This is a genomic window from Micromonospora sp. NPDC003816, assembly GCF_042874705.1.
In the GTDB taxonomy this organism is placed as follows: domain Bacteria; phylum Actinomycetota; class Actinomycetes; order Mycobacteriales; family Micromonosporaceae; genus Micromonospora.
The window spans coordinates 183,517-207,363 of the sequence record NZ_JBIANP010000002.1; the positions used below are offsets into that span (position 1 = coordinate 183,517).

At 71.1% G+C, this 23,847-nt stretch carries 23 protein-coding genes; 9 read left to right on the plus strand and 14 right to left on the minus strand.

Annotated features, from left to right (window positions below):
• Positions 1 to 28 precede the first annotated feature (28 nt).
• Positions 29 to 817 carry a hypothetical protein gene (locus tag ACFYTT_RS07065; RefSeq protein WP_387258025.1) on the minus strand — a complete coding sequence of 263 codons (789 nt, stop codon included), beginning with the start codon at positions 815 to 817 and terminating at the stop codon, positions 29 to 31.
• 109 nt (positions 818 to 926) lie between these two features.
• Here ACFYTT_RS07065 and ACFYTT_RS07070 point away from each other — a divergent pair, with 109 nt between their 5' ends.
• Together ACFYTT_RS07070 and ACFYTT_RS07075 are read left to right on the plus strand one after the other, a co-directional pair.
• The gene (locus tag ACFYTT_RS07070) at positions 927 to 2,099 is read left to right on the plus strand and encodes a DNA recombination protein RmuC (RefSeq protein WP_131051945.1); all 1,173 of its coding nucleotides are present in this window, start codon (positions 927 to 929) and stop codon (positions 2,097 to 2,099) included.
• A gap of 161 nt (positions 2,100 to 2,260) precedes the next feature.
• On the plus strand, positions 2,261 to 5,527 hold the full coding sequence (locus ACFYTT_RS07075) for a S8 family serine peptidase (protein WP_387258026.1): 3,267 nt from the start codon (positions 2,261 to 2,263) through the stop codon (positions 5,525 to 5,527).
• Positions 5,528 to 5,646: 119 nt separating this feature from the next.
• On the opposite strand, the gene ACFYTT_RS07080 is transcribed toward ACFYTT_RS07075, so the two are convergent.
• From ACFYTT_RS07080 to ACFYTT_RS07090, 3 genes are all read right to left on the minus strand, one after another.
• On the minus strand, positions 5,647 to 6,501 hold the full coding sequence (locus ACFYTT_RS07080) for a hypothetical protein (RefSeq protein WP_387258027.1): 855 nt from the start codon (positions 6,499 to 6,501) through the stop codon (positions 5,647 to 5,649).
• A gap of 188 nt (positions 6,502 to 6,689) precedes the next feature.
• Positions 6,690 to 7,145, minus strand: coding sequence for a hypothetical protein (locus tag ACFYTT_RS07085; RefSeq protein ID WP_176092571.1), 456 nt, complete (start codon positions 7,143 to 7,145; stop codon positions 6,690 to 6,692).
• Between the two features lie 53 nt (positions 7,146 to 7,198).
• Entirely contained in the window at positions 7,199 to 8,188 is a 990-nt protein-coding gene (locus ACFYTT_RS07090) for a 4-hydroxy-3-methylbut-2-enyl diphosphate reductase (protein ID WP_131051942.1), read from the minus strand.
• 120 nt (positions 8,189 to 8,308) lie between these two features.
• Between ACFYTT_RS07090 and xseA the strand changes: the two genes are divergently transcribed.
• Complete coding sequence (gene xseA / locus ACFYTT_RS07095) at positions 8,309 to 9,559, plus strand: exodeoxyribonuclease VII large subunit (protein WP_131056002.1); 1,251 nt, start codon at positions 8,309 to 8,311, stop codon at positions 9,557 to 9,559.
• A gap of 31 nt (positions 9,560 to 9,590) precedes the next feature.
• Positions 9,591 to 9,812 carry an exodeoxyribonuclease VII small subunit gene (locus tag ACFYTT_RS07100; protein WP_131056000.1) on the plus strand — a complete coding sequence of 74 codons (222 nt, stop codon included), beginning with the start codon at positions 9,591 to 9,593 and terminating at the stop codon, positions 9,810 to 9,812.
• Between the two features lie 81 nt (positions 9,813 to 9,893).
• Here ACFYTT_RS07100 and ACFYTT_RS07105 read toward each other — a convergent pair whose 3' ends face one another.
• Both ACFYTT_RS07105 and ACFYTT_RS07110 read right to left on the minus strand, forming a co-directional pair.
• Positions 9,894 to 10,727, minus strand: a complete 834-nt coding sequence (locus ACFYTT_RS07105; RefSeq protein ID WP_131055998.1) for a hypothetical protein — start codon at positions 10,725 to 10,727, stop codon at positions 9,894 to 9,896.
• A 94-nt stretch (positions 10,728 to 10,821) separates the two neighbouring features.
• The gene (locus ACFYTT_RS07110; RefSeq protein WP_131055996.1) at positions 10,822 to 11,484 is read right to left on the minus strand and encodes a DUF4245 domain-containing protein; all 663 of its coding nucleotides are present in this window, start codon (positions 11,482 to 11,484) and stop codon (positions 10,822 to 10,824) included.
• A gap of 148 nt (positions 11,485 to 11,632) precedes the next feature.
• Between ACFYTT_RS07110 and glpX the strand changes: the two genes are divergently transcribed.
• Positions 11,633 to 12,664: a class II fructose-bisphosphatase gene (gene glpX, locus ACFYTT_RS07115; RefSeq protein ID WP_131055994.1), complete on the plus strand. Its 1,032-nt coding sequence runs from the start codon at positions 11,633 to 11,635 to the stop codon at positions 12,662 to 12,664.
• Between the two features lie 29 nt (positions 12,665 to 12,693).
• Positions 12,694 to 13,734, plus strand: a complete 1,041-nt coding sequence (locus tag ACFYTT_RS07120) for a DMT family transporter (RefSeq protein ID WP_387258641.1) — start codon at positions 12,694 to 12,696, stop codon at positions 13,732 to 13,734.
• Here the strand turns inward: ACFYTT_RS07120 and ACFYTT_RS07125 are convergent.
• From ACFYTT_RS07125 to ACFYTT_RS07145, 5 genes are all read right to left on the minus strand, one after another.
• Positions 13,664 to 14,317, minus strand: coding sequence for a rhomboid family intramembrane serine protease (locus ACFYTT_RS07125; protein ID WP_131053575.1), 654 nt, complete (start codon positions 14,315 to 14,317; stop codon positions 13,664 to 13,666). The two genes, ACFYTT_RS07120 and ACFYTT_RS07125, sit on opposite strands and share 71 nt — an antisense overlap.
• A 115-nt stretch (positions 14,318 to 14,432) precedes the next feature.
• Positions 14,433 to 15,116: a lytic transglycosylase domain-containing protein gene (locus ACFYTT_RS07130; protein ID WP_176092569.1), complete on the minus strand. Its 684-nt coding sequence runs from the start codon at positions 15,114 to 15,116 to the stop codon at positions 14,433 to 14,435.
• Between the two features lie 292 nt (positions 15,117 to 15,408).
• Positions 15,409 to 16,824, minus strand: coding sequence for a PhoH family protein (locus ACFYTT_RS07135; RefSeq protein ID WP_131053573.1), 1,416 nt, complete (start codon positions 16,822 to 16,824; stop codon positions 15,409 to 15,411).
• A gap of 281 nt (positions 16,825 to 17,105) precedes the next feature.
• A complete protein-coding gene (locus tag ACFYTT_RS07140; protein WP_131053572.1) occupies positions 17,106 to 17,438 on the minus strand; it encodes a hypothetical protein in 333 nt (110 codons plus the stop codon).
• A gap of 28 nt (positions 17,439 to 17,466) precedes the next feature.
• Entirely contained in the window at positions 17,467 to 17,811 is a 345-nt protein-coding gene (locus tag ACFYTT_RS07145) for a hypothetical protein (protein ID WP_131053571.1), read from the minus strand.
• 264 nt (positions 17,812 to 18,075) lie between these two features.
• Here ACFYTT_RS07145 and ACFYTT_RS07150 point away from each other — a divergent pair, with 264 nt between their 5' ends.
• From ACFYTT_RS07150 to otsB, 3 genes are all read left to right on the plus strand, one after another.
• Complete coding sequence (locus ACFYTT_RS07150) at positions 18,076 to 18,516, plus strand: helix-turn-helix transcriptional regulator (protein WP_131053570.1); 441 nt, start codon at positions 18,076 to 18,078, stop codon at positions 18,514 to 18,516.
• 159 nt (positions 18,517 to 18,675) lie between these two features.
• Positions 18,676 to 19,029 carry a hypothetical protein gene (locus ACFYTT_RS07155; RefSeq protein WP_131053569.1) on the plus strand — a complete coding sequence of 118 codons (354 nt, stop codon included), beginning with the start codon at positions 18,676 to 18,678 and terminating at the stop codon, positions 19,027 to 19,029.
• 88 nt (positions 19,030 to 19,117) lie between these two features.
• Positions 19,118 to 19,942, plus strand: a complete 825-nt coding sequence (gene otsB, locus ACFYTT_RS07160) for a trehalose-phosphatase (protein ID WP_131053568.1) — start codon at positions 19,118 to 19,120, stop codon at positions 19,940 to 19,942.
• A gap of 37 nt (positions 19,943 to 19,979) precedes the next feature.
• Here the strand turns inward: otsB and ACFYTT_RS07165 are convergent, their stop codons facing one another.
• The 3 genes from ACFYTT_RS07165 to ACFYTT_RS07175 form a co-directional block, all read right to left on the minus strand.
• Positions 19,980 to 20,750 carry an isoprenyl transferase gene (locus ACFYTT_RS07165; RefSeq protein ID WP_176092566.1) on the minus strand — a complete coding sequence of 257 codons (771 nt, stop codon included), beginning with the start codon at positions 20,748 to 20,750 and terminating at the stop codon, positions 19,980 to 19,982.
• A 323-nt stretch (positions 20,751 to 21,073) separates the two neighbouring features.
• Entirely contained in the window at positions 21,074 to 21,934 is an 861-nt protein-coding gene (locus tag ACFYTT_RS07170; protein ID WP_176092565.1) for a hypothetical protein, read from the minus strand.
• Between the two features lie 31 nt (positions 21,935 to 21,965).
• Positions 21,966 to 23,816, minus strand: coding sequence for a phosphoenolpyruvate carboxykinase (GTP) (locus tag ACFYTT_RS07175; protein WP_131053565.1), 1,851 nt, complete (start codon positions 23,814 to 23,816; stop codon positions 21,966 to 21,968).
• Positions 23,817 to 23,847: the final 31 nt, after the last annotated feature.

Genomic DNA, 23,847 nt, shown 5'->3' on the forward strand with positions numbered 1-23,847 from the left:
GCGCTGCCGCCGACGTCAGAACGCGACGTCAGAAGTCGCCACCGCCGAAATCACCGCCGCCGAAGTCGCCACCGCCGAAGTCGCCGCCACCGAAGTCGCCACCGCCGTAGTCGCCGCCCCCGTAGTCACCACCGCCCAGGTCGCCCGCGTCGCCGCCGAAGTCGCCGCCCTGGTCGTCCAGGCCCGCCGCCGCACCGGCGTCGTAGCCGGGGTCGCCGAACGAGGGCGAGAAGAGGGCGTCGGCGATCAGCATGCCGCCGAGTACGCCGACTCCGGCCCCCAGCGCCGTCTTCCACCAGGGAGTGGAGTACCAGCCGGACGGCACCGGTCGGCCCTGCATCCGCCCGCCCGGGTAGTAGTACGGCGTGTCCCGGCCCGGCTGCGGACCGGCCTTGAACGTCTGGCCCTGCACCTGGACCTGGCGCGGCACGGTCAGTTCGCCGGCACCACTCGCGGCGGCCAGCGGTGGCAGGGGTGGCCCGGGGTCGATGCCGAGTGCCGTCCGGGCCGCCCGGATGTAGGTCAGCCCCTCCACCGCGGTCTCCCGGGCCAACGTGAACTGCGTGATGCTCCTGGCCTGCTCCATCTGCGACCCGGCCGCGTGGTACCGCTCGGCGGCGTCGGCCAGCGCCTGACGCACCGCCGGATCGTCACCGCTGAGCGTCATCACCTGCCCACCGAGGCGTTCGTACCAGCGTCGGGCGTCGGCCTGGACATCGGCGAGTTTCCGGGCCTCACGCGCGGCGCGCTCCCGCTGCCACCAGACGAACGCACCGACGAGACCTGCGACAAGGAGTACGACCAGCAGAAGTTCCACCACTCCAACGTACCCACCATCTGCCAGCGGCCCACCTCCTGACGAGGTCGGACGCGGCACGCGGTGCCGATCGAGGCGCGAAGCGCTCATCTTTGGCAAGCTCGTCGGAATGGAGCTCTCGACTCTGGCGGTCGTCGTCGTCTGTCTCGGTGCCGGCGGTGCGGTGGGCTGGTTCGCCGCGCGGGCCCGCGCGGCGACCGAGATCGCCCGGCTGGACGCCACCCTGCGCGCCACCCGTGAGGGCGAGGGGCGGCTGGAGCAGTCGATGCGGGCGTTGAGTTACGAGGCGACGGCCCAGTCCCAGGAGGCGGTGGCCCGGGCGGTGGCGCCGCTGCACGACACGTTGCGCCGCTACGAGCAGCGGGTGGCCGAGTTGGAGCGGGACCGCGTCGACGCGTACGCGGAGCTGCGCGAACAGGTGCGGTCGATGAGCACGGTCTCGGGTGAGCTGCGTACCGAGACCAAGCAGTTGGTGGCGGCGCTGCGCGCTCCCCAGGTACGCGGCCGGTGGGGCGAGCACCAGTTGCGGCGGATCGTGGAAGCCGCCGGGATGCTGGAGCACTGTGACTTCTCCGAGCAGGTCACCGCCGCCACCGACCAGCAGACGGTCCGCCCCGACCTGGTGGTCCGGCTGCACGGGGGGCGCAGTGTGGTGGTGGACGCGAAGGCGCCGTTCGACGCGTACCTGACCGCGATGGAGGCGCGCGACGAGCGGGGGCGGGACACGCACCTCGACCTGCACGCCAAGCACCTGCGGGGGCACGTGGACGCGCTGGCCGCCAAGTCGTACTGGACGGCCTTCGAGTCCACCCCGGAGTTCGTGGTCCTCTTCGTGCCGGCCGACCCGTTCCTGGACGTGGCGCTGCAGCGCGATCCGACGCTGCTGGAGCACGCGTTCACCCGCAACGTCGTGTTGGCCACGCCGGCCACCCTGGTCGCGTTGCTGCGTACGGTGGCGTGGTCGTGGCGGCAGGAGCAGCTCGCCCGGAACGCCCTGGCGGTCCACACGCTGGCCCGGGAGCTGTACGGACGGTTGTCGACGCTCGGCGACCACGTCGGCAAGCTCGGCGCGTCGCTGGGCGGTGCGGTGACCGCGTACAACCGGGCGGTGGGTTCGTTGGAGGCGCGGGTGCTGGTCAGCGCGCGTAAGCTCGCCGAACTGGGCGTTTCCGACCAGGAGTTGGCGGTGCCGAACCAGGTCGAGATCGCCCCTCGCCAGCCGCAGGCACCGGAACTGGTCGATGGTCTTTCCACAACGGATGGTCGAATTCGGCCGGACTAATCAGACCCTTACCACCTTCGATGTGACATTGCGCGTCTCGCGTATCACGAGATGGTCACAACGTACCTGCCGGTAGTGACATCGATGGTCGGCACCACGAAGGATTCGCCTCACGCGTGCCCTGCATCTGAGGGCGCCCTGTTCTCTGGAGGAAAGAGAACGTGAGTAAACCCCGAATCCTGAGCCGGCGTACCTCCGCCGCGCTCTTCGCCTCGGTCATGGCGGCGGGCGCCGTGACCGTGGTCAGCGGTACCGCCACCGCGAGCGCCGCTCCTGCCGGACCCGACGCCGCGCAGGCCACCCCCGCCGAGGCGCTCGGCGAGCACGACGCCAAGCTGCTCTCCGAGGCGGAGGCGAAGAAGGCCCCCACCGTCACGATGATCGTCGCCACCGAGAAGGGCAAGGCGAAGGACGTCGCGGACGACCTCAAGGACCTCGGTGCCGCCGTCACCGAGCGCTACGACACCATCGGCTACGTGCTGGCGAAGGTGCCGACCGGCAAGGCGGTCACGGCCGCCACCCTGCCCGGCGTCGCCGCCGTGGACCTGGACGAGAAGATCCAGCTCCCCGACCCGAAGCCGGAGGTCGTCCCGGGCGCGAAGAAGGCCGAGAAGCAGGGCTCCACGCTCAGCGGCCCCGGTGCCAAGACGCCCGCCGACAACCCCTACATGCCGACCGGCGAGATCGGTGCGGCCAAGTTCGTCAAGCAGAACCCCACGTGGGACGGGCGCGGCGTCACCATCGGCGTGATGGACTCCGGTGTGGACCTGGACCACCCGGCGCTGCAGAAGACCACCACCGGCGAGCGCAAGATCGTCGACTGGGTCACCGCCACCGACCCGTTCGAGGACCCCACCTGGCGGCCGATGATCACTCAGGTCACCGGGCCCACGTTCACCGTCGCGGGCCGCACCTGGACCGCGCCAGCCGGCACCTACCGGTTCAACCTGTTCAGCGAGAACATCACCGCCAACAGCGAGCCGGGCGGTGACGTCAACCGCGACGGGGACACCACCGACCAGTTCGGCGTGCTCTTCGACCCGGTGACCAACAACATCTGGGTGGACACCGACCAGGACGGCGACTTCACCGACGAGGCCCTGATGCGGCCCTACAAGGAGAAGTTCGACGTCAACCACTTCGGCACCGACAACCCGGCGACTCCGATCACCGAACGGATGTCGTTCGTGGTCGAGTACCGCAAGAACGTCGACACCACCCCGCTCGGCGGCCCCGGCCTGGTCGACTACGTCAACATCGGCATCGTCGAGGGCTCGCACGGCACGCACGTCGCCGGCATCACCGCCGCGTACGGCATGCTGGGCAACAAGGCGTTCAACGGCGCCGCCCCCGGCGCCAAGGTCGTCTCCTCGCGCGCCTGCTCCTGGGGCGGCGGCTGCACGTACGCGGCGCTCACCACCGGCATGGCCGACCTGGTGATCAACCGGGGCGTCGACGTCATCAACATGTCGATCGGCGGCCTGCCGGCGCTCAACGACGGCAACAACGCCCGCGCCGTCCTCTACAACAACCTGATCACCACCTACGGTGTGCAGATGTTCATCTCGGCCGGCAACTCCGGCCCGGGTGTGAACACCATCGGCGACCCGTCCGCGTCCACCAACGTGGTCAGCGTCGCGGCCAGCATCAGCAAGGACACCTGGCTGGCCAACTACGGCTCGGTGGTCAAGCAGAAGAACGCCCTGTTCAACTTCTCCTCGCGCGGCCCGCGTGAGGACGGTGGCGCCAAGCCGAACATCGCCGCTCCGGGCTCTGCCATCTCCACCACCCCGGTCTGGCAGGCCGGCAACCCGGTCGCCGAGGCCGGCTACCCGCTCCCGTCGGGTTACGGCATGTCCAACGGTACGTCGATGGCCTCCCCGCAGGCCGCCGGTGGTGCCGCGCTGCTGCTCTCGGCCGCCAAGGCCACTGACCAGGGCGTGACCCCGGCCGCGCTGCGCCGGGCGATCTACAGCTCGGCCAAGCCGATCGCGAACACCGCCACCTTCGGTCAGGGCTACGGCATGTTCGACGTGCCGGGTGCCTGGAAGCTGCTGCGCAAGAGCAGCGAGCCGAACGACTACACCGCCGAGGCTCCGGTCTGCACCGTCCTCTCCGGCCAGCTCGCCACGCCGAACAGCGGCACCGGCGTCTACAACCGGTGTGACGCCGCCAACGGCGGACACAAGGTCAACCAGTCGAAGTCGTACCAGGTCAAGCTGACCCGGACCAGCGGCCCGACCGGCAACGTGAAGCACAACATCGGCCTGCGCGGCAACAACGGCACCTTCTCGGCGCCGAAGAACGTCACGCTGCCGCTGAACAAGACCGTCACCATCACGGTCACCGCGAAGCCGAAGACCGCCGGTGCCCACGGCACGATCGTCACGGTCGACGACCCGCGCACCAACACGATCGACTTCGAGTTCTCCGCCGTCGTGGTGGCCTCGAACGACGTCAGCAAGCCCGCCTTCGCCTACTCGGCGCGGGGCACCGTGGAGCGCAACAGCACCACGTCGTACTTCGTGACGGTGCCGCCGGGTGCCGGGGCGTTGCAGGTGAACCTCTCCGGCATCGCCACCGGGTCGCAGACCCGCTTCATCGCCTTCAACCCGTACGGCGTCCCGGTGGAGAGCACCTCCAGCCTGGCCTGCTACACCAACTTCGCCAGCACGGTCGTCTGCAACGCGTTCGAGCGTGACTACCAGAACCCACTGCCGGGTGTCTGGGAGATCGAGGTGGAGTCGCGGCGGACCTCGCCGGCCCTGAACAACCCGTACCAGCTCCAGGCACGGGTGCAGGGCGTCGCGGTCGAGCCGGCCGTGGTCGAGCTGCCGGCGGTCACCGCCGGTGTCCCGACCCCGGTGACCTGGTCGCTGAAGAACACCTTCGGCCCGGTCTCGGTGACCGGCCAGGGTGGCCCGCTGTCCAGCGTGCACACCGAGCGGCCGACCATCGTCGAGCTGGCCAAGCAGGAGTTCACCGTCGAGGTGCCGGCGGGCGCCACCAGCTTCACCGCCCGCATCGGCAACCCGTCCAACGCAAGCGCCGACCTCGACCTGTTCATCTACCGGGGCACCACCCTGGTCGGGCAGCAGGCCGACGGTGACTCGGAGGAGGCGGTGACCCTGACCAACCCGGTCGCGGGCACCTACCGGGTCGTCGTGGACGCGTACGCGGTGGACGGTGCGGGTGGCAGCACCCAGTACGACTACCGGGACTCGTTCTCGTCCCCGTCGCTCGGCACCCTGACGGCCTCGGGTGGCACGCTCACCCTGGCCAACGGCGCCACCGGCAACCTCTCGGGTTCGGTGACCGCCCAGTCCACCCCGTCGGCGGGTCGGGCGCTCTACGGTGAGCTGACCGTGGTGACCACCGAAGGCGCAGTCGTCGGCCGCGGCGCGGTCTCCGTCGGCGCAGTGAACTGACACCACCACCGCACCACCAGGAAGCCCGTCTCCGGTCCACCCGGAGGCGGGCTTCCGCCTTTTCGCTGTCCTCTCCACCACCGCCGGACACGCCCGCCAATCATGGACTTTTGGCGCGGTTAGTCGGAGTAGGGCGGGTGGGGGGTGGTCAGACCGGCCGCGAGCAGGAGGTAGGCGGTCAGCTCCACGGCGGCGGTGAGCGCCGAAACCGGAGCCGACAGCGTCGGGCCGGTGGTGATTCCGGCGGTGAGGAAGATCCCCTCACCCGACGGATAGGGCAACGGCAGCATGCCGAGGGCCGCGTCCAGGTGCAGCAGAGCAGCCGGCACAAGCAGTACGGCACCGGCCACGGCCAGCCGACGACCGGCCCACCCGGCCGGGCTGGACCTGCCACGCCCGAGAAGCAACGCGGCCAACCCGATCGCCGCCAGCGCGAGCAGGAACGGGGCCGACGCGGCGCTGATCTCCGTGCCGGCCCATCCGTCGTCCCCGGCCCGCCGCGACTCGGCGTCCCGCCCCGCGAGGTGCACCCGCACCACCAGCACGACCACGTAACCGGTCACCAGCACGGCGGCCACCGCCGCACCGGCCACCACCCGCCGCACCGGACGCTCGTGCCCCCATAGCGCGACCAGCGTCAGCACCAGGACGACGACGAGCGGCGCCCAGGTCGCCCGGAGGCCCGTGTCGAAGGCGACGTCCAGGTCCAGTGGTCCGGGGCGGAACACCTGCCACTGCCGCCCGTCGGAAGGGTCGGCGGGCATCGTGCGGTACGCGTCGACGACCGGTGCGACGAGCGCCAGCGGCACCGCCCAGCGGGGCTCGGGCGCGCCCACCAGCAGCGCGTACACCGCCAGCACCGACAGTGCCACGAGTTCGGCGGGCCGGAAGATCGGCACTGCGGCGAGCAAACCGAGGACGTGGAGTACGACGAGCACGGCCGCGCCGGCGGGGAGTATCCATCGAGGACGCACCGCCGCATCCTGCCAGCAACCGATCTTCCCCGTGGCCCCTCGACGGACCGGACGACACCTCGCCGATCATGGACTCGTGGCAAAGATAAAAGGCGCATATAGCACCCAAACCCTCGCCACAACTCCATGATCGACAGGGCGCTGCGGTGCGCGCCCGGGGGCGCGTACCGCAGCGCGGGTGGGGTGGGTCAGCCGCGCTTGGCGGTGGCGACCTGGAAGGGGGTGCCCTGCTGGCACGTCGTCATCAGGCTCGGGTTGGGCCGACCGGTCACCGTCACCGAGGCACCGGAGGTGAGTACGTCACGTGGCCCGCCCAACAGCAGGTAGCCGTCGAGCAGCAGGCAGCCGGGCTCCACGCCGGCCTCGACCCGACCGGTGAGCGTCATCTCACCGGTGACCGGCGGCGAGGTCGGCACGCCCCGGGTCGTGCCGGCCGGCGGCGGGCTGACCGGGGCGGTCGGGTCCACCGGGTCGGAGGGCGGGGGCACGGGGCCGGTCGGATCCGGGGTCGGCAGCTCGGTCACGGGTGACGCTCCCGTCGGGGTCGGGGCGGTGGTGGGGCCGGTCCCGGCGTCCTGACCGCCGCAGGCGACGAGCGCCGTGCAGACGATCAGCGCGGTGGCGGCGATCCGAAGGGTCCTCATGCCGGTCTGACGTGTCCGGAAGGTCAACCGTTCCATCGGCGCGTGCCGACGGATCAGCTCTGGGCCGCCGCAGCGGCCTTCATGTCGCGCTTGAGTTCCTGCGGCAGCGAGAAGGTGAGGCGCTCGTTGGCGGTCACCACCTCCTCGACGTCGGCGAAGCCGCGCTCGGCGAGGTGCGCGAGCACCTGCTGCACCAGTTCCTCCGGCACGCTCGCGCCGGAGGTGAGGCCCACCGTCCGGGCGTCGGTCAGCCAGGCGTCGTCGATCTCGTGGGCGAAGTCGACCAGGTGTCCGGCGCGGGCACCGGCGTCCAGCGCCACCTCGACCAGCCGTACGGAGTTGGAGGAGTTGCGCGACCCCACCACGAGCACCACGTCGCACTCGGCCGCGATCTCCTTGACCACGTGCTGCCGGTTGCTGGTGGCGTAGCAGATGTCGTCGCTGGGCGGGGACTGGAGCAGTGGCAGCCGCTTCTTGAGCCGGGCCACGGTCTCCAGGGTCTCGTCGACCGAGAGCGTGGTCTGCGACAGCCAGACGACCTTGCTCGGGTCGCGCACGGTGACGCGGTCGGCGTCCTCGGGGCCGTCCACCAACTGGATGTGGTCGGGGGCCTCGCCGGAGGTGCCGATCACCTCCTCGTGACCCTCGTGGCCGATGAGCAGGATGTCGTAGTCCTCGGCGGCGAACCGCTTGGCCTCGTGGTGCACCTTGGTCACCAGCGGGCAGGTCGCGTCGATCGCCTTGAGCGACCGCTCCTTCGCCTGCTCGTAGACCTCGGGCGCCACGCCGTGCGCGGAGAAGATGACGGTGGACCCCTCGGGGACCTCCTCGTTCTCCTCGACGAAGATCGCGCCCTGGGCCTCCAGCGTCCGCACCACGTGCTTGTTGTGCACGATCTCCTTGCGGACGTAGATCGGGGCACCGTAGAGCTTGAGCGCCTCCTCGACGGTCTGCACCGCCCGGTCGACGCCCGCGCAGTATCCACGGGGCTTCGCGAGCAGCACGCGCTTACCGGTCCCGGAAGTCCTCTCGCCCTCAGTCACGCCCCCATCGTACGTGCCGCCCGCGCCCCCGGCACCGCGCGCGCCCCGCCGCCGACCCCGTCGGCCGCCGCCCCGGTCGTGATCAGCGAGGCGGTCGGTGGGTGGGCTTAGGGTGGGCGGGTGAGTACGGGTGGGACGGCGACCGGGAGCGGGACGGCTGCCGGCACAGGGGCCAGCACGGCGGAGGAGCCGTGGCCGGTGCGCGTGGTCAGTCAGAAGATCGGCGCCTGGGTGGCGCGCCTGGGCTGGGTCTGGGTCGACGGGCAGGTGGCGCAGATCAGCCGGCGGCCCGGCGCCAGCACCGTGTTCCTCACGTTGCGTGACCCGTCGGCGGATCTGAGCCTGACCGTCACCACCAACCGCGACGTGCTCGACACCGGCGCGCCGGAGCTGCGCGAGGGCGCCCGCGTCGTGCTGCACGCCAAGCCGGAGTTCTATGCCGCCCGGGGCACGCTCAGCCTGCGGGCCGACGAGATCCGGCAGGTGGGTCTCGGTGAGCTGCTGGCACGGCTGGAGAAGCTCAAGAAGCTGCTCGCCGCCGAGGGGCTGTTCGACCGGGCCCGCAAGCGCCGGCCGCCGTTCCTGCCGCAGCGGATCGGGCTGATCACCGGCCGGGCCAGCGCCGCCGAGCGGGACGTGCTCACCAACGCCCGTCGCCGCTGGCCGGCGGTGGAGTTCCGGACGGTGAACGTGGCCGTGCAGGGCCCGGGTGCCGTGCCGCAGATCGTGGACGCGCTCAAGGTGCTGGACGGCGACCCGAGCATCGATGTGATCATCCTGGCCCGGGGCGGTGGCGGCATCGAGGACCTGCTGCCCTTCTCCGACGAGGCCCTCTGCCGGGCGGTGTTCGCCTGCCGTACGCCGGTGGTCAGCGCGATCGGCCACGAGACGGACGCGCCGCTGGTCGACTACGTGGCCGACGTCCGCGCGTCGACCCCGACCGACGCGGCCAAGCGGGTGGTGCCCGACCTGGCCGAGGAGGTACGCCTGATCGGGCAGGCCCGCCACCGGCTGCGGCGCGCGGTGCACCACCTGGTCGACCGCGAGTCGCACCGGATCGAGGCGCTGCGCTCCCGTCCGGCGCTGGCCCGCCCGCAGGTGATGGTGGAGCAGCGGGCCGGTGACCTGGCCGCCCTGCGCCAGCGGGCCGTGCGCTGCCTGGACCACCGCATCGCCGCCGCCGACGACGACCTGCGGCACACCCTGGCCCGGCTGCGCGCGCTCTCACCGGCCGCCACCCTGGACCGGGGGTACGCCATCGTGCAGCGCGCCGACGGCCACGTGGTCCGCGCCGCCGGCGACGTGGCACCCGGCGACCCGCTGCGGGTACGCGTCGCCGACGGCGAACTGTCGGCCACCGTGAACCCCTGACCTGTCGGCCCTGTTGTGGGAGAGGCAAGCGATGACTGACGAGAAGACCGACGGGTCGGACGAGCGGCTCAGCTACGAACAGGCTCGTGCCGAACTGGCGTCGGTGGTGGAGCGGCTGGAGGCCGGCGGGACGTCGCTGGAGGAGTCGCTGGCCCTGTGGGAGCGCGGTGAGGCGTTGGCGGTGATCTGCCAGAGTCGCCTCGACGGCGCCCGTGCCCGGATCGACGCCGCCCGCCAGGAGTCGACGACCTGACGCCTGGACGTACCCCGGACACGACGCGGCGGGAGCCGGAAGGCTCCCGCCGCGTCTCGTCGCCGCCCCGCGAGGGACCGCTTACTTGAACAGGTTGTACAACTCCGGCGGCGCCTCGACGACCTGGTCGGCCGGGGGCTTCTGCGCGGCGGTCGCGTTGCCGTAGTCGCTGTACGTCATCTTGATCTCCTGGCCGGCCGCGGCCCCCGTCGGCGGCATCCGCAGCACCAGTTCGGTGAGGCGGCCCTGCGCGTCGGTGGTGGCGGTGAAGGGCACCGCGTTGGCCTCCGGGCCGAGCGCGGTGACCACGCCCTGGTCCAGCGAGCCTGCCTCGGCGGCCTTGGAGACGTCGATGGTGCCGGAGAAGGTGCCGTCACCGGTGCGCTGCACCTCGGTGACCGCCTGGGTGAGCGCGGCGCTCCCGGCCGGGTCGACCTTGTCGAAGTCGAAGCCGAGGTTGCGGTCACCCTGGATCCGGCTCTGGTCGAGGTGCTGGAACTTGCCGAGGTTCAGCCGGTCGAGGCCGGGCACGCTGGTCGCGGCGCCGCCCTTGAGGTCCACCTTGACCCAGCTGTCCGGCTTGGCGTGGATCAGGTCGAGGCTGATCGCCAGGTCGTCGGTCGGCTCGCCCAGGCGTACCCGGATCTCGGCGCTCTGGCTCGGCTGGTGCACCTGGCCCTCGGCGACCGAGCCGACGCCGGACATGGTGAACCGGAAGTTGCCGTTGCTGATCTCCTTGGTCGAGTCCAGCAGCGCCTGCTTGGCCTCGGAGTCCGCGGCGGGTGCGCCGGAGCCGGTGGCGGACGGTGTGGCAGTGGTGGTGGGCGCGGTGTCACCGGAGGTTGTGCAGGCGGCGACTCCAGGCGTGAGCAAGGCGGCGGCCATGAGACCGGCGCTCAGTCTGCGAATGGTCATCGGTGTCTCCCAGCGGTCACCCGACGCTTCCCGCGCCGGTGGCTCGCCTCTCCTGTTCCCTGCCGACGCCGCCCGCAATCACCACGAAGCAGGCTCAGTCGACGGCGGTGGCCATCTCGCGCAGTTCGTTGTCCCGGGCGTCCCCGACGACGATCACGGTCCGCTCCGGTTCGAGCAACACCAATGCCTGCTCGTTGCCCCGCCCGGTGTACCGCTGCCAGGCGCCCGACCCGAGGTCGGCCTGCCCCTGCGGTCGCCCCTGCTCGGTCAGCTCGGTGGGCAGCAGCCGCTCCGGCGGCACGTTGCTCTGCACGAGTTGCAGACCACGCCCCTCGGGAGTGAGATAGCCCACCCGCAGGGTCGCGCCCTCCTCCGTGGTCCGGTACGCCGCACGTACGGTCTTCCACCCGTCGGGCAGCCCGGACGGCTCGGAGACCGGGAAGGCGGCGGCCGAGCGCGCCTGATCGAAGGCGGGGGTCGGGTTCACCGTGCTCGGCGCGTCCCCACCGAGGAAGCCCCGGGAGAAGGCGATCAGCAGGGCGATCGGGACCAGCAGCACCAACAGCGAGATGGCCATGTCGCGGGGTCTGCGCTCGGAGCGTCCCGGGGCGGTCTCGGCCGCCGGTTCCCCGGCGGTCCGCGTCGGCTCCGGCCGGTCCTCGGGTACGTCCGGTCCGGCGGCCCGGTCGACGGTCGGCTGCTCGGCCGTAGACGGCTGGTCTGCGGTTGCGCGGTCGGCAGGCTGTGCGGGTTCCACCGGGCCATTCTCGCAGCCGCCCGACCGGCGGTATCCGGCCCATCACCGCCCCGCCCCGGTCGCGGGTCCGCCATCGTGTGAGGATCAGGAACGAAGCCGGCAGGACCCGGCCCGGTCAACCCCGCACCGCCGCGAGGAGGAGCCGTTCATGACGACCGCCAGGACGCGTACCCCACAGAACCTCGACCGCAACATCGCCCTCGACCTGGTCCGGGTGACCGAGGCCGCGGCGATGGCCGCCGGTCGCTGGGTCGGCCGGGGTGACAAGGAGGGCGGCGACGGCGCCGCCGTCGACGCCATGCGCAAGCTGATCAACTCGATCCCGATGAAGGGTGTCGTGGTGATCGGCGAGGGCGAGAAGGACAACGCCCCGATGCTCTTCAACGGCGAGGAGGTCGGCGACGGCACCGGCCCGGAGGTGGACGTCGCGGTCGACCCGATCGACGGCACCACGCTGATGAGCAAGGGCATGCCGAACGCGCTCGCGGTGCTGGCGGTCGCCGAACGGGGTGCGATGTTCGACCCGAGCGCCGTGTTCTACATGGAGAAGCTCGCGGTCGGCCCGGCGTACGCGGACGTGGTCGACATCAACGCCGGGGTGGCCGACAACCTGCGCCGCATCGCCAAGGTCAAGGGCACCGGCCTCGACGAGGTGACGGTCTGCGTACTCGACCGGTCCCGGCACGACGGGCTGGTGGAGGAGATCCGGCGTACCGGGGCGGGCATCCGGTTCATCTCCGACGGCGACATCGCCGGTGTCATCGCCGCCGCCCGGGGCGAGTCCGACGTCGACGTGCTGATGGGCATCGGCGGCACCCCGGAGGGGATCACCGCCGCCTGCGCGCTCAAGTGCATGGGCGGGATGATGCAGGCCAAGCTCTGGCCACGCGACGACGCCGAGCGGGAGAAGGCGCTCGCCGCCGGGCACGACCTGGACCGGGTGCTCACCACCGACGACCTGGTCACCGGGGACAACTGCTTCTTCGTGGCGACCGGTGTCACCTCCGGTGACCTGCTGAAGGGTGTGCGCTACCGCTCGGGTGGGGCGTACACGCAGTCGATCGTGATGCGGTCCAAGAGCGGCACGATCCGGGTGATCGACTCGTTCCACAAGTTGGAGAAGCTGGCGCTCTATTCGGCGGTGGACTTCGACGGCCGCCCCCTGGACCAACAGGCTTGAGTCAGGGCGCGACGGCGACCGGGCCGACGGTGTCGGCCGGTCGGCGGGCCGGTGCCGTGGCGCTGGGAGCCGTCGCCGGGGTCGCCGTCGCCACCCAGTCGCGGATCAACGGCGAGCTGGGCGTACGGCTCGACGACGGGGTCGCCGCCGCGTTGGTCTCGTTCGGCCTGGGGCTGCTGGTGCTGGTGGTGCTCGGCGTCGCCACCGGGAACGGGCGTCGGGGCCTGACCGCGCTGCGCGCCACGCTCGGCACCGGCAGGTTGCGGCCCTGGCAGTGCCTCGGCGGGGTCTGCGGGGCGTTCCTCGTCTTCACCCAGAGCGCCACCGTCGGTACGCTCGGCGTCGCCGTGTTCACCGTGGCGGTGGTCGCCGGACAGTCCGGCAGCAGCCTCGTCGTGGACCGGGCCGGGGTCGGCCCGAGCGGGCCGCAGCCGGTGACCCTCGCCCGGCTCGCCGGTGCGGTCCTCACCGTGGCCGCGGTGCTGTTGGCCGTCGGTGATCGGCTGGCCGAACCGGCCACCATCGGTCTGGCCCTGCTGCCGCTGCTGGCCGGCGTCGGGGTGGCCTGGCAGCAGGCGGTGAACGGGCGGGTCCGCGAGGCCACCCGGAGCACGGTGACCGCCACGCTGGTCAACTTCGCCGTCGGTACGGCCGCCCTGCTGGCCGTCTTCGCGGTCAGCCTCGCCGTACGCGGTGTGCCCGCCGGTGACCTGCCCGCCGAGCCGTGGCTCTATCTGGGCGGGCCGATCGGGGTGACCTTCATCGCGGTGGCGGCGGCGGTGGTCCGCCTCACCGGCGTGCTGCTGCTCGGCCTGGCCACCGTCGCCGGTCAGGTCGTCGGCGCGGTGCTGCTGGACGTGCTGCTGCCCTCCGCGCAGACCCGCCCGGCGACGAGTACGGTGCTCGGCGCGGCGCTGACGCTGGTGGCGGTGGCGGTCGCCGCGCTCGGTGGCCGGATCGGCGCGGCCGCTCGGGCCCGGCGGCGTGACGGCGACGGGGTCAGGGCATCGTCATCGGGGACTCGGAGCGGTACGGCCCGTCGAGGTCGGTCCGGCGACGCCGGAAGATGATCGCGGCCACGATGCCGCCGAGCAGCCCGAACAGGTGTCCCTGCCAGGAGATCCGCTCGTCGGTGGGCAGGACGCCGACCAACTGGCCGCCGTAGAGGAGGCCGACCAGCAGGAAGACGGCGAAGTTCCACCAGCTCCGCTCGAAGATGCCCCGGGTCAGCAGGATGCCGAGGTAGCCGAAGATGACACCGCTGGCGCCCACCACGATCGTGTTGGGCGAGCCGGTGAACCACACACCCAGCCCGCTGACCAGCACGATCACCAGGGTCGACCAGAGGAACCGGCGGGCGCCCGCGGCCAGCACGAAGGTGCCGAGCAGGATCAGCGGGATGCTGTTGCTGTAGAGGTGGTCGAAGCCGTGGTGCAGGAACGGTGAGAAGAAGACGCCGTCCAGCCCGTCGATGCGCTGCGGGATGATGCCGGCGGCGGCGTCGAAGCCGGCGCCGAGCCACTGGTCGAGACCCTCGATCAGGAAGAGGACCGGCACCACCGCGCACATGGCGACGAAGGCCCGGCCGATGGAGGCGTAGAACGCATCGGTGCCGAACCGGTGGGGGTCGCCGCTTCCGGGCTGCAGGGTCACCCGTCAAGAGCTATCAGCAATCGCGGGCAGCCGCCACTTTTCGCCCACCACCGGGGACGAAGACGGCGGTACGCGAGTGCCGCGTACCGCCGTCGTCAAGGTGCTCAGGTGGGACTCAGTAGTAGCCCGAACTCTGCGACTTCGCCCACGCGCCGCAGGGATTGCTGTATCGGCCCTTGATGTAACCGAGCCCCCAGGTGATCTGGGTGGCCGGGTTGGTCTGCCAGTCGGCGCCGACCGAGGCCATCTTGTTGCCCGGGTACGCCTGTGGGATGCCGTAGGCGCCGGAGGAGGGGTTGCGGGCCTTGTGGTTCCAGCCGCTCTCCTTGTTCCACAGCTTGTCGAGGCAGGGGAACTGGTCGATATTGAATCCTGCGTCGATCATCATGGCGCAACCGATCTTGCGGTTGCCGCCGTACTCCGCGCAGGAGGCGGGGATCGGACCGTCGTACGGCCGGGAGGCGGCACGCGCCGCGGCCTCTTCTCGGGCCTTCCGCTCCTGCTCGGCCTTCTTCTTGCGCGCTGCCTCTTCGGCCTTGCGGGCCTTCTCGGCGGCGGCACGGGCCCGCTTCCTGGTCTCGGTGGCCTGTTCCCGAGCGGCGCGAACCTGACGGGAGACCCGCTGCGACTCCTGTCGGTACTCGACGTCGATCTCGGTGACACTTCCGGCCACCTGCGCGCCTGGGCCCTGGCGCTGAGACTGGCGGTCCTCGCTGAGGTAGAAACCGCCGGCCACGCCCATGCTCAGCAGCGCTACGGCTGTGGCGCGGGCGGTGAACCGGCTCCATGGCCGACTCACGTGGTGATCCCTTCGTCGGGGTCAGGGACGCGGCGTGACCACGGCCATACCGGGCCGAGGCGTGCCGCGAGCGCCCGCCACCGGTGAGGCCGGTGGCCGAAGACGCACCCCGTCCGCTTCCCGGCGAATCGGCCGACCCCCTCGTGGAGTGACGAACGATCACCAACGATGCGTCAGGTGCGTGGGCGCCCGCTGGACACCATCGCGCACGGTGAGGCTGATGGGAAACCGCCAGCCTCGATTGTGACATGGGTCACGGCAAATAACAGCTCTAAAACGCCCTAAACGGGCATCATTGGGGGACATCCTCCAACAGGTCGGTCACCATGGCGGCGATCGGAGATCGCTCCGATCGGCTGAGCGTGACGTGCGCGAACAGGTGATGACCCTTGAGTGCCTCGATCACGGCGGTGACGCCGTCGTGCCGGCCCACCCGCAGGTTGTCCCGCTGCGCGACGTCGTGCGTCAGCACCACCCGGGAGCCCTGGCCGATCCGGGACAGCACGGTCAACAGGACGCCCCGCTCCAACGACTGCGCCTCGTCCACGATGACGAACGCGTCGTGCAGGCTCCGACCCCGGATGTGGGTCAGCGGCAGCACCTCGAGCAGCCCCCGGGAGGTGACCTCCTCCAGGACGTTCTCGTGCACCACCGCGCCGAGCGTGTCGAAGACCGCCTGCGCCCAGGGCGACATCTTCTCCGACTCCGACCCCGGCAGGTAGCCCAGTTCCTGGCCGCCGACGGCGTACAGGGGGCGGAAGACGATCACCTTCTTGTGCCGGCGACGCTCCATCACCGCCTCCAACCCGGCGCAGAGCGCCAGCGCGGACTTGCCGGTGCCGGCCCGGCCGCCGAGCGAGACGATGCCGATCGACTCGTCGAGCAACAGGTCCAGGGCGATCCGCTGCTCCGCCGAGCGCCCGTGCACCCCGAACGCCTCCCGGTCGCCGCGCACCAGCCGTACGGTCTTGTCCGGCAACACCCGGGCGAGCGCCGAGCCCCGGGCGGAGTGCAGCACCAGACCGGTGTGGCAGGGCAGGCCGGCGGCGGCGTCCACGTCGATGGTCTCGCCGCCGTAGAGCCGGGAGATGTCCTCCTCGCCCAACTCCAGCTCCGCCATCCCGGTCCAGGTCGGGTCGCTCGCCTGGCCGTGCCGGTACTCGTCGGCCCGCAGCCCGACCGAGGCGGCCTTGACCCGCAACGGCATGTCCTTGCTGACCAGTGTCACCTCCCGCCCCTCGGCGGCGAGGTTCAACGCGACGGAGAGGATCCGGGCGTCGTTGGACTCGTTGCGGAAACCGGGCGGCAGCACCCCGTCGTCGGTGTGGTTCAGCTCCACCCGCAGCGTGCCGCCGACGTCGTTGGCGGGTATCGGCCGGTCCAGCCGGCCGTGGCGTACCCGCAACTCGTCCAGCGTGCGCAGCGACTGTCGGGCGAACCAGCCCAGCTCGGGATGGTGTCGTTTGCCCTCCAGCTCGGAGATCACCACCAGCGGCAGCACCACCTCATGCTCGGCGAAGCGGTGGAACGCCGCCGGGTCGCTGAGTAGCACGGAGGTGTCCAGGACGAAGGATTGGCCCGCTGGTCGGGGCTCCCTGGTGTCCGCCGACCCGGCCGCGGCGGTCCGGCGGCTACGGGTGGTGCGGCGAGTCGTGGCAGTCGAGGCCGGGCTCTGGTCGGCACCGGGGGTAGTACGGCGAGTCGTCACAGGCCTGCTCCGGCGGATGGGCACCCGGCCACCCGCGGTCCGCCTCCTCCGGTGCCCGGCTGACACGGGGTCGGATGCGGGCCCCGTGTGCGAGGTCGCAGGCCGGGCGGGCCGGCTGGCTCGGGACAATCCCGCGCCATGCCTAGACGCTAGCCGCCCGCACCCGTCCCGGCTAGTGGCCTTTCGTTAACTGCTGGTGCCACCGGCGGATCAGGCGGCGGACCGGCCGGGATGCATGCCCCCTGCGCGCATCCCGGCCGGTGGACCCACCGTCACCGGACTCAGCCGGTCCGCCGGACCAGGGTGCTGGTCGGGTGCCGCCCCACAACCGAGGCGGCCGGCTCCGTGAACGACGATCCGGTGTACGTGGTGCCGGGTCGGACCACCCCGGCGGAGACCCGCTTGGCGGGCGCGGTCACCGCGAGTGCGGTGGCGATGGCCGCCTGCGCGTCCCGACGACGCCGGTTCCACGCCCCCCGGTCACCGTCGAAGTACCCCTGGCGGTAGCCGAAGCGGTAGCCGATCCGGTAGCTGAGCTGCCCGTGCAGCCGACCGGCGGCATAGCTCGTGGCGGCCAGCACCAGGACGAGGAAGATCGCGAGGAACGGGCTCATCCGGCGGCCCCGGTTCCTCGCCCGCTCGTCACTTCTCCTCCGGTTCGACCGTGGTGGGGTCGGCGATCAGCAACCGGTCGAGATCGTCGGTGCCGATCTCCTCGACCAGCTCGACGCTGATCCGGCAGCCGTCCACCACCACCTCGGCCACCGAGGAGCGGCGGATCTCCCCGCCGGCGTCGTAGACCCGGACGCTGAGTTCCGGGCAGCCGAGGTGGGTACGCCAGGCGTTCCACTCGGCCCGGTCACCGACGGACAGCGACAGGTAGCGACAGCCCCGGGCGAGATAGAGCCGCCACGGCGCGATCAGGCCGGCGGCGACGCCCTCCGCGATCAGACCGAATGCCTGGGCACGGGTCGCGAGTTCGGTCACCACTCCCCCCTTGCACCGAGCGCGTGACGCAGCTGAGCACCTATCGTCTCATTCACGTGACACACCGTAGGTTGTCCCATGGGCGTGACAGTATCAGCTTTTCGTTTGTTTGCCTCGACCCCCACGGACATCTATCCTGCCCAGGTGACACCCCTCAAGAACAGCGCTTCATCCCGAATTGCCAGGCCAGGATCAGCGTCACGCAAGCGTGACAAAGGCGTGCCCGGGACTTCTCATGAGGCGCATTCGCCGTACGGTCACCACGTGACCGAGACGGCCAACGCGCGGAAGATCGCCTTCGCCACCTTCGTCCGACGCGCCATCGACGAGGCCCGGGCCACCCGGGCGTGGAGCGGCACCGAGGTCTCCCGCCGCACCGGCGTCTCACGCCAGACCATCAACCGCTGGGTCCGCGGCGACTGGGCCAGCGACCCGGAGGCGGAACGGGTGGTCGCGTTCTGCGAGGGGCTCGGGCTCGACCCGGCTGCGGCCTTCGCGGCGCTCGGCTGGGACCGTACGGCGTCGCGCCGGTCCGCCCCGCCGCCACCGCCGATGGACCCCGACGTCGAGGCGCTCCTGCGTCGACTGGTCGACCCGGAGGTCTCCGACGCGGAGAAGTTCCACATTAGAGAAACCATTCGTTATCTCGCATATCGCCCGACCCTGCCGGCCGGTGTCCGAAAACGAGGCGACGCCGCCAGTTAGTTCCTCAGATGGCGAAAGAACGGCAGGTCAGCCTCATTCGTTTCGCTACGGGGTCGGAACGGGCGCGCTAGCGTCCGTATTCGTACTGCTTGGGCTCGTCGTCGGCGGGGGGACGGGACAAGGCCGAACCCAGCCCTGCGGGACAGAAGGGGGTCTGTCATGACCCTGAAATGGATGGCGGTCGTGGTCGCGACGGTCTCGTTGACGCTCTGCGTCACCGGGAACGCGGTCACCCTGGCTCTGAACGGCGGGCAGCTTCCCCTGCTCGTGAACCTTCTCGCGCTCACCACCGCGGCCACCGCGATCGTCCTGGCCGTCCTCGCCGAGCTGCACGACCGGCTCGACGACCGGCTCACCGCGCTCACCGAGTTCCTGGTCGAGCGGCTCCGGGACATCGAGGCCCACACCGGCGACCGGAACACCGGTTTCGTGGAGGGCTACCTGCTCAGCCACGGCCAGGAAGCGGCCGTGGTGCCCTTCGTACGTCGGGGCCGGGGAGCCGCCGAACGCTGACCCCGCGCGCCGAACGCTGACCCCGCCCGACGACCGCGCCTGCTCCACGCCAGGAATGACCGGCCGAAGCCGGGGTACGCTGACGCGCGTGCCGCCGTTGAATCTGGGCAACCAGCCGCCGAAGACCCCGTTGAACGCCGACCAGGCCTGGCAGACAACCGCCGACCGGGCAGCCGAGACCATCCTCTTCTTCGACTTCGACGGCACACTCGCGCCAGTGGCCGACGATCCCACGCAGGTGCAACCCGCGCCGAAGGTGCTGGCCGCGATCGAGACACTCGCCCCGGTCGTCCGGCGGATCGCGATCGTCTCCGCGCGTCCGGTGGAATTCCTGCGCGAGCACTTCGGCGGGCTCACCGGCGTCGACCTCTACGGGCTCTACGGCCTGGAGCACAGCCACTCGGGCGGCGAGACCGTCACCGAGCCGGCCGCGCTGCCCTGGGTGCCGACCATGGCCGAACTCGCCGACCTGGCCCGTGCCGAGCTGCCGCCGGGTGCCCTCGTCGAGTACAAGCGGCTCTCCGTGGCGCTGCACTGGCGTACCGCCCCGCAGTTGGCCGCCACCATCGAGGAGTGGGGTCGCGCGCAGGCCGAGCGCCTCGGCCTGCGGTTGCAGGTCGGGCGGATGGTGCTGGAGGTCAAGCCGCCGGTCGACCGGGACAAGGGCATGGTGATCGGCGAGCTGGTGCAGGGCGTCGGCGGTGCCTGGTATTTCGGCGACGACGTCTCCGACATCAAGGCCTTCGCCGCGTTGCGGGCCCGCGCCGCCGCCGACCCCGACTTCCTGGGCGTCTGCGTCGCGGTGGCCAACCCGGAGACCGGTGACGAGGTCGCCGAGGCCGCCGACCTCACCATCGACTCCCCCGCCGCGCTGGGCGACTTCCTCACCGAGGCCACGCACCACCTCACCTGAGGCGGTACGGCGGTGTCGCCTCAGGTCGATGCGGCGGTCAGACGCCGTAGCGGCGCTGGCGGGTGGCGTACGAGCGCAGGGCGCGGAGGAAGTCGACGCGACGGAAGTCCGGCCAGTTGAGTTCGCAGAAATAGAACTCCGAGTGCGCCGACTGCCAGAGCATGAAGCCCGACATGCGCTGCTCGCCGCTGGTCCGGATGATCAGATCCGGGTCCGGCAGCCCCCGGGTGTAGAGGTGCTCGGAGATGTCGTCGACGTCCAGCGAGCCGGCCAGGTCCTCCAGCGTGCCGCCGTTGGCCGCCTGCTCCAGCAGCAGTGAGCGCACCGCGTCGATGATCTCCCGCCGGCCGCCGTACCCGACCGCGATGTTGACCTGGGCGCCGCCGCTGCGCTCCCGGGTGCGCTCCTCGGCTGCCTTGAGCGCGGCGGCATGCTGCGCGGGGAGCACGTCCAGTGCCCCGACCATCCGCAGCCGCCACGGGTTGCCCTGCTCGGCCAGCTCGGTCGTCAGGTCCTCGATGATCTGGAGCAGCGGGTCGAGCTGCTCCGCCGGCCGCGACAGGTTGTCGGTGGAGAGCAGCCAGAGCGTCACGTGCCCGACGCCGGCGGCGTCGCACCACCGCAGCAGCTCCTTGATGCGCTCGGCGCCCATCCGGTGCCCGTCGTTGGGGTCGACGAGCCCCATCTCCCGGGCCCACCTGCGGTTGCCGTCGCACATCACACCCACGTGCTGGGGCACGGGGCGGCCCGCGAGCTTGGCGGTCAACCGCCGCTCGTAGACGGAGTAGAGAATTTTCCGCAGAGTCATCACCTTGCAGGGTAGCGAGCCCCCACCCGGATCCGGGTGCCGGTGGCCGACACCACGCCGTGGCCCTTCCGCACCGCCCCCGCACCCCGCCCACCACCTGCGCCGACGCCGCTACCACGCCGTCGCCGCGCCTCTCCCACGGGCTGTCACATGGGTTGCCGGTCACCCCCGGAGCGCCCTTTGCTCTGCTTCACCGCACGCACCGAAGACGCATGAATTCTGTTGCGTCGGGTGAAGCAGAGCAAAGGGCCCGAGCAACACCCCCCATCCGGCCCGCCGACACGCCGGGCGCGGAGGTGGTCGGGTGCGGACGCGCGGCGGGATCAGGCCGGGGACGCCGGGGTGGGGACTCGGGCGGCCCGGCGCACGCCGTAGACGGCGAGGACGGCGGCGGCGACCAGTGGGGCGCCGTCCCGGACCAGACCGTCGACGCCGAGCAGCCACCAGCACAGCGGCAGGTCGACCGCGAGTACGGCGACGCTGACCACCACGAGCAGGGTGCCCGCCCAGCGTTTGCCCCGCAGCAGGAAGGCCGTGCAGAACAGCACCAGGTAGCTGGTCGCGATGCCGGCGCCCAGCCAGAACAGCACCGCCGGCACGGCGATCAGTCGACCGTCGACGATCCCGGCGGTGGCGACCAGGGCGGGCACCAGCATCAGCGGGCTGTAGGTGAACGCGGCGACCCGGCTGGTCAGCAGCCAGGCGTTCGTCTCCGGCCGGCGCGGCGGTGTCTCCCGCCAGGAGATGCCGGACCGGTCGATCACCAGCCGGGACCGGTGTCGCACCAGGTGCCCGGCGATCGCCGGGGACCGGTACAGCAGCCAGACCACGGTCGCGCAGAGCGCGGTGAGCAGGGCGAAGCCGAGCAGGCCCGGCAGGGACGGCACGCCCTGCCGGGGCACGATCAGCCGGCCCACCGCGAAGACCGTGGTGATCGCCAGGATCAGGCCGAGCGGGCGGGCCACCGTCCGGCCCCGGCGCACGTGGCCGATCAGCAGCAGGAAGCCGAACGAGCGCAGCATCGCCCAACCGGTACGCACCGCCAGGCCGAAGCCCTGCTCCGGCGCGTACCACCAGTTGAGCACCTCGACCACGACGGTGGCCGCAGCGGTCACGGCGAGCAGTGCGGTCAGCGCCCGGACGGCGGACGGCCGCCGGACCTCGGTCTCGGCGGCCGTCCTCATGAGATCCGATGATGCCCGGATCCGGCGTCGATCACACCCCGCGCTGCGGTTGCTCCGCGTCGAGTCGGGCGCGCAGAGCGTCCAGCTCCGCCCAGAGGACACCGGGCAGCTTGTCGCCGAACTTCTCGAACCACTCGGTGACCAGCGGCAACTCGTCGCGCCACTCCGCCGGGTCGACCTTCAGCGCGATCCGGACGTCCTCCGGCGTCATGTCCAGGCCGTCGACGTCGAGCGCGTCCGGCGTCGGGACCATGCCGATCGGCGTCTCCACGGCCTCGGCGCGACCCTCGATCCGCTCGATGACCCACTTGAGCACGCGGGAGTTCTCGCCGAAGCCGGGCCAGAGGAAGTTGCCCTCCGGGTCCTTGCGGAACCAGTTGACGTAGTAGACGCGGGGCAGCTTCGACTCGTCGCCGTCGGTGCCCTTGCCCATCTCGATCCAGTGCCGGAAGTAGTCACCGGCGTGGTAGCCGATGAACGGCAGCATGGCCATCGGGTCACGCCGCACCACGCCGACCGCACCGGAGGCGGCGGCGGTGGTCTCCGAGGAGAGCGTGGCCCCCATGTAGACGCCGTGCACCCAGTCCCGCGCCTCGGTCACCAGCGGGACGGTGTCCCGCCGCCGGCCACCGAACAGGATGGCGTCGATCGGGACGCCGTTCGGGTCGAAGTAGTCGTCGGCGAGGATCGGGCACTGGGTGATCGGCGTGCAGAACCGGCTGTTCGCGTGTGAGGAGAGGTTCTCGCTCTCCGGCGTCCAGTCGTTGCCCTTCCAGTCGATCAGGTGCGCCGGCGGCTCGCCGAGGCCCTCCCACCAGATGTCGCCGTCGTCGGTCAGGGCGACGTTGGTGAAGACGGAGTTGCCCTGCTCCAGCGTCCGCATCGCGTTGGCGTTGGTCTTCCAGTCCGTGCCGGGCGCGACGCCGAACAACCCGTACTCGGGGTTGACCGCGTAGAGCCGGCCGTCCGGACCGAAGCGCATCCAGGCGATGTCGTCGCCGATCGTCTCGACCTTCCAGCCCGGGATGGTCGGCTCCAGCATGGCCAGGTTGGTCTTGCCACAGGCGGACGGGAACGCACCCGCGATGTGGTAGACCCGACCCTCCGGCGAGGTGATCTTGAGGATCAGCATGTGCTCGGCGAGCCAGCCCTCGTCCCGCCCCATCACGCTGGCGATCCGCAGCGAGTAGCACTTCTTGCCGAGCAGCGAGTTGCCGCCGTAACCGGAGCCGTACGACCAGATCTCCCGGCTCTCCGGGAAGTGCGAGATGTACTTGGTCTCGTTGCACGGCCAGGCGACGTCCTGCTGACCCGGCGCGAGCGGCGCGCCGATCGAGTGCAGCGCGCGGACGAAGTCCGCGTCGTCGCCCATCGCCTCCAGGATCCTGGCGCCCATCCGGGTCATGATCCGCATGGACGCGACCACGTACGGGCTGTCGGTGATCTCGACACCGAACATGGGCTTCTCGGCCTCGACCGGGCCCATGACGAACGGGATGACGTACATCGTCCGTCCGCGCATCGAACCGCGGTAGAGCGGGGTCATGGTCCGCTTCATCTCAGCGGGGGCCATCCAGTTGTTGGTGGGCCCGGCATCCGCTTCGTCCGCGGAGCAGATGAAGGTGCGCTCCTCGACCCGCGCGACATCCGTCGGGTCCGTACGGGCGTAGAACGAGTTTGGTTTCTTCTCGGGGTTCAACCGGATGAGCGTGCCGGCATCGACGAGTTCGTCGGTGAGGCGACGCCATTCCTGATCGGAGCCGTCCACCCAGACGATTTGCTCAGGGGTGGTCAGTTCAGCGACCTCACGGACCCAGGCGAGAAGTTTGGGGTGGGACGTCGGGGCCTGATCGATTCCCCTGACGGTGGCCGGAGCAACCATGACACATCTCCTTGTGGTCGACGCTGACCGG

Bases quoted from the DNA above. Each gene is read 5' to 3' on its own strand.
- ACFYTT_RS07105 (WP_131055998.1), bottom strand. From the start codon at position 10,727: ATGACCATTCGCAGACTGAGCGCCGGTCTCATGGCCGCCGCCTTGCTC.
- ACFYTT_RS07155 (WP_131053569.1), top strand. From the start codon at position 18,676: ATGACCCTGAAATGGATGGCGGTCGTGGTCGCGACGGTCTCGTTGACG.
- ACFYTT_RS07085 (WP_176092571.1), bottom strand. From the start codon at position 7,145: ATGAGGACCCTTCGGATCGCCGCCACCGCGCTGATCGTCTGCACGGCG.
- ACFYTT_RS07140 (WP_131053572.1), bottom strand. From the start codon at position 17,438: ATGAGCCCGTTCCTCGCGATCTTCCTCGTCCTGGTGCTGGCCGCCACG.
- ACFYTT_RS07070 (WP_131051945.1), top strand. From the start codon at position 927: ATGGAGCTCTCGACTCTGGCGGTCGTCGTCGTCTGTCTCGGTGCCGGC.
- glpX (WP_131055994.1), top strand. From the start codon at position 11,633: ATGACGACCGCCAGGACGCGTACCCCACAGAACCTCGACCGCAACATC.
- ACFYTT_RS07170 (WP_176092565.1), bottom strand. From the start codon at position 21,934: ATGAGGACGGCCGCCGAGACCGAGGTCCGGCGGCCGTCCGCCGTCCGG.
- ACFYTT_RS07175 (WP_131053565.1), bottom strand. From the start codon at position 23,816: ATGGTTGCTCCGGCCACCGTCAGGGGAATCGATCAGGCCCCGACGTCC.
- ACFYTT_RS07100 (WP_131056000.1), top strand. From the start codon at position 9,591: ATGACTGACGAGAAGACCGACGGGTCGGACGAGCGGCTCAGCTACGAA.
- ACFYTT_RS07165 (WP_176092566.1), bottom strand. From the start codon at position 20,750: ATGACTCTGCGGAAAATTCTCTACTCCGTCTACGAGCGGCGGTTGACC.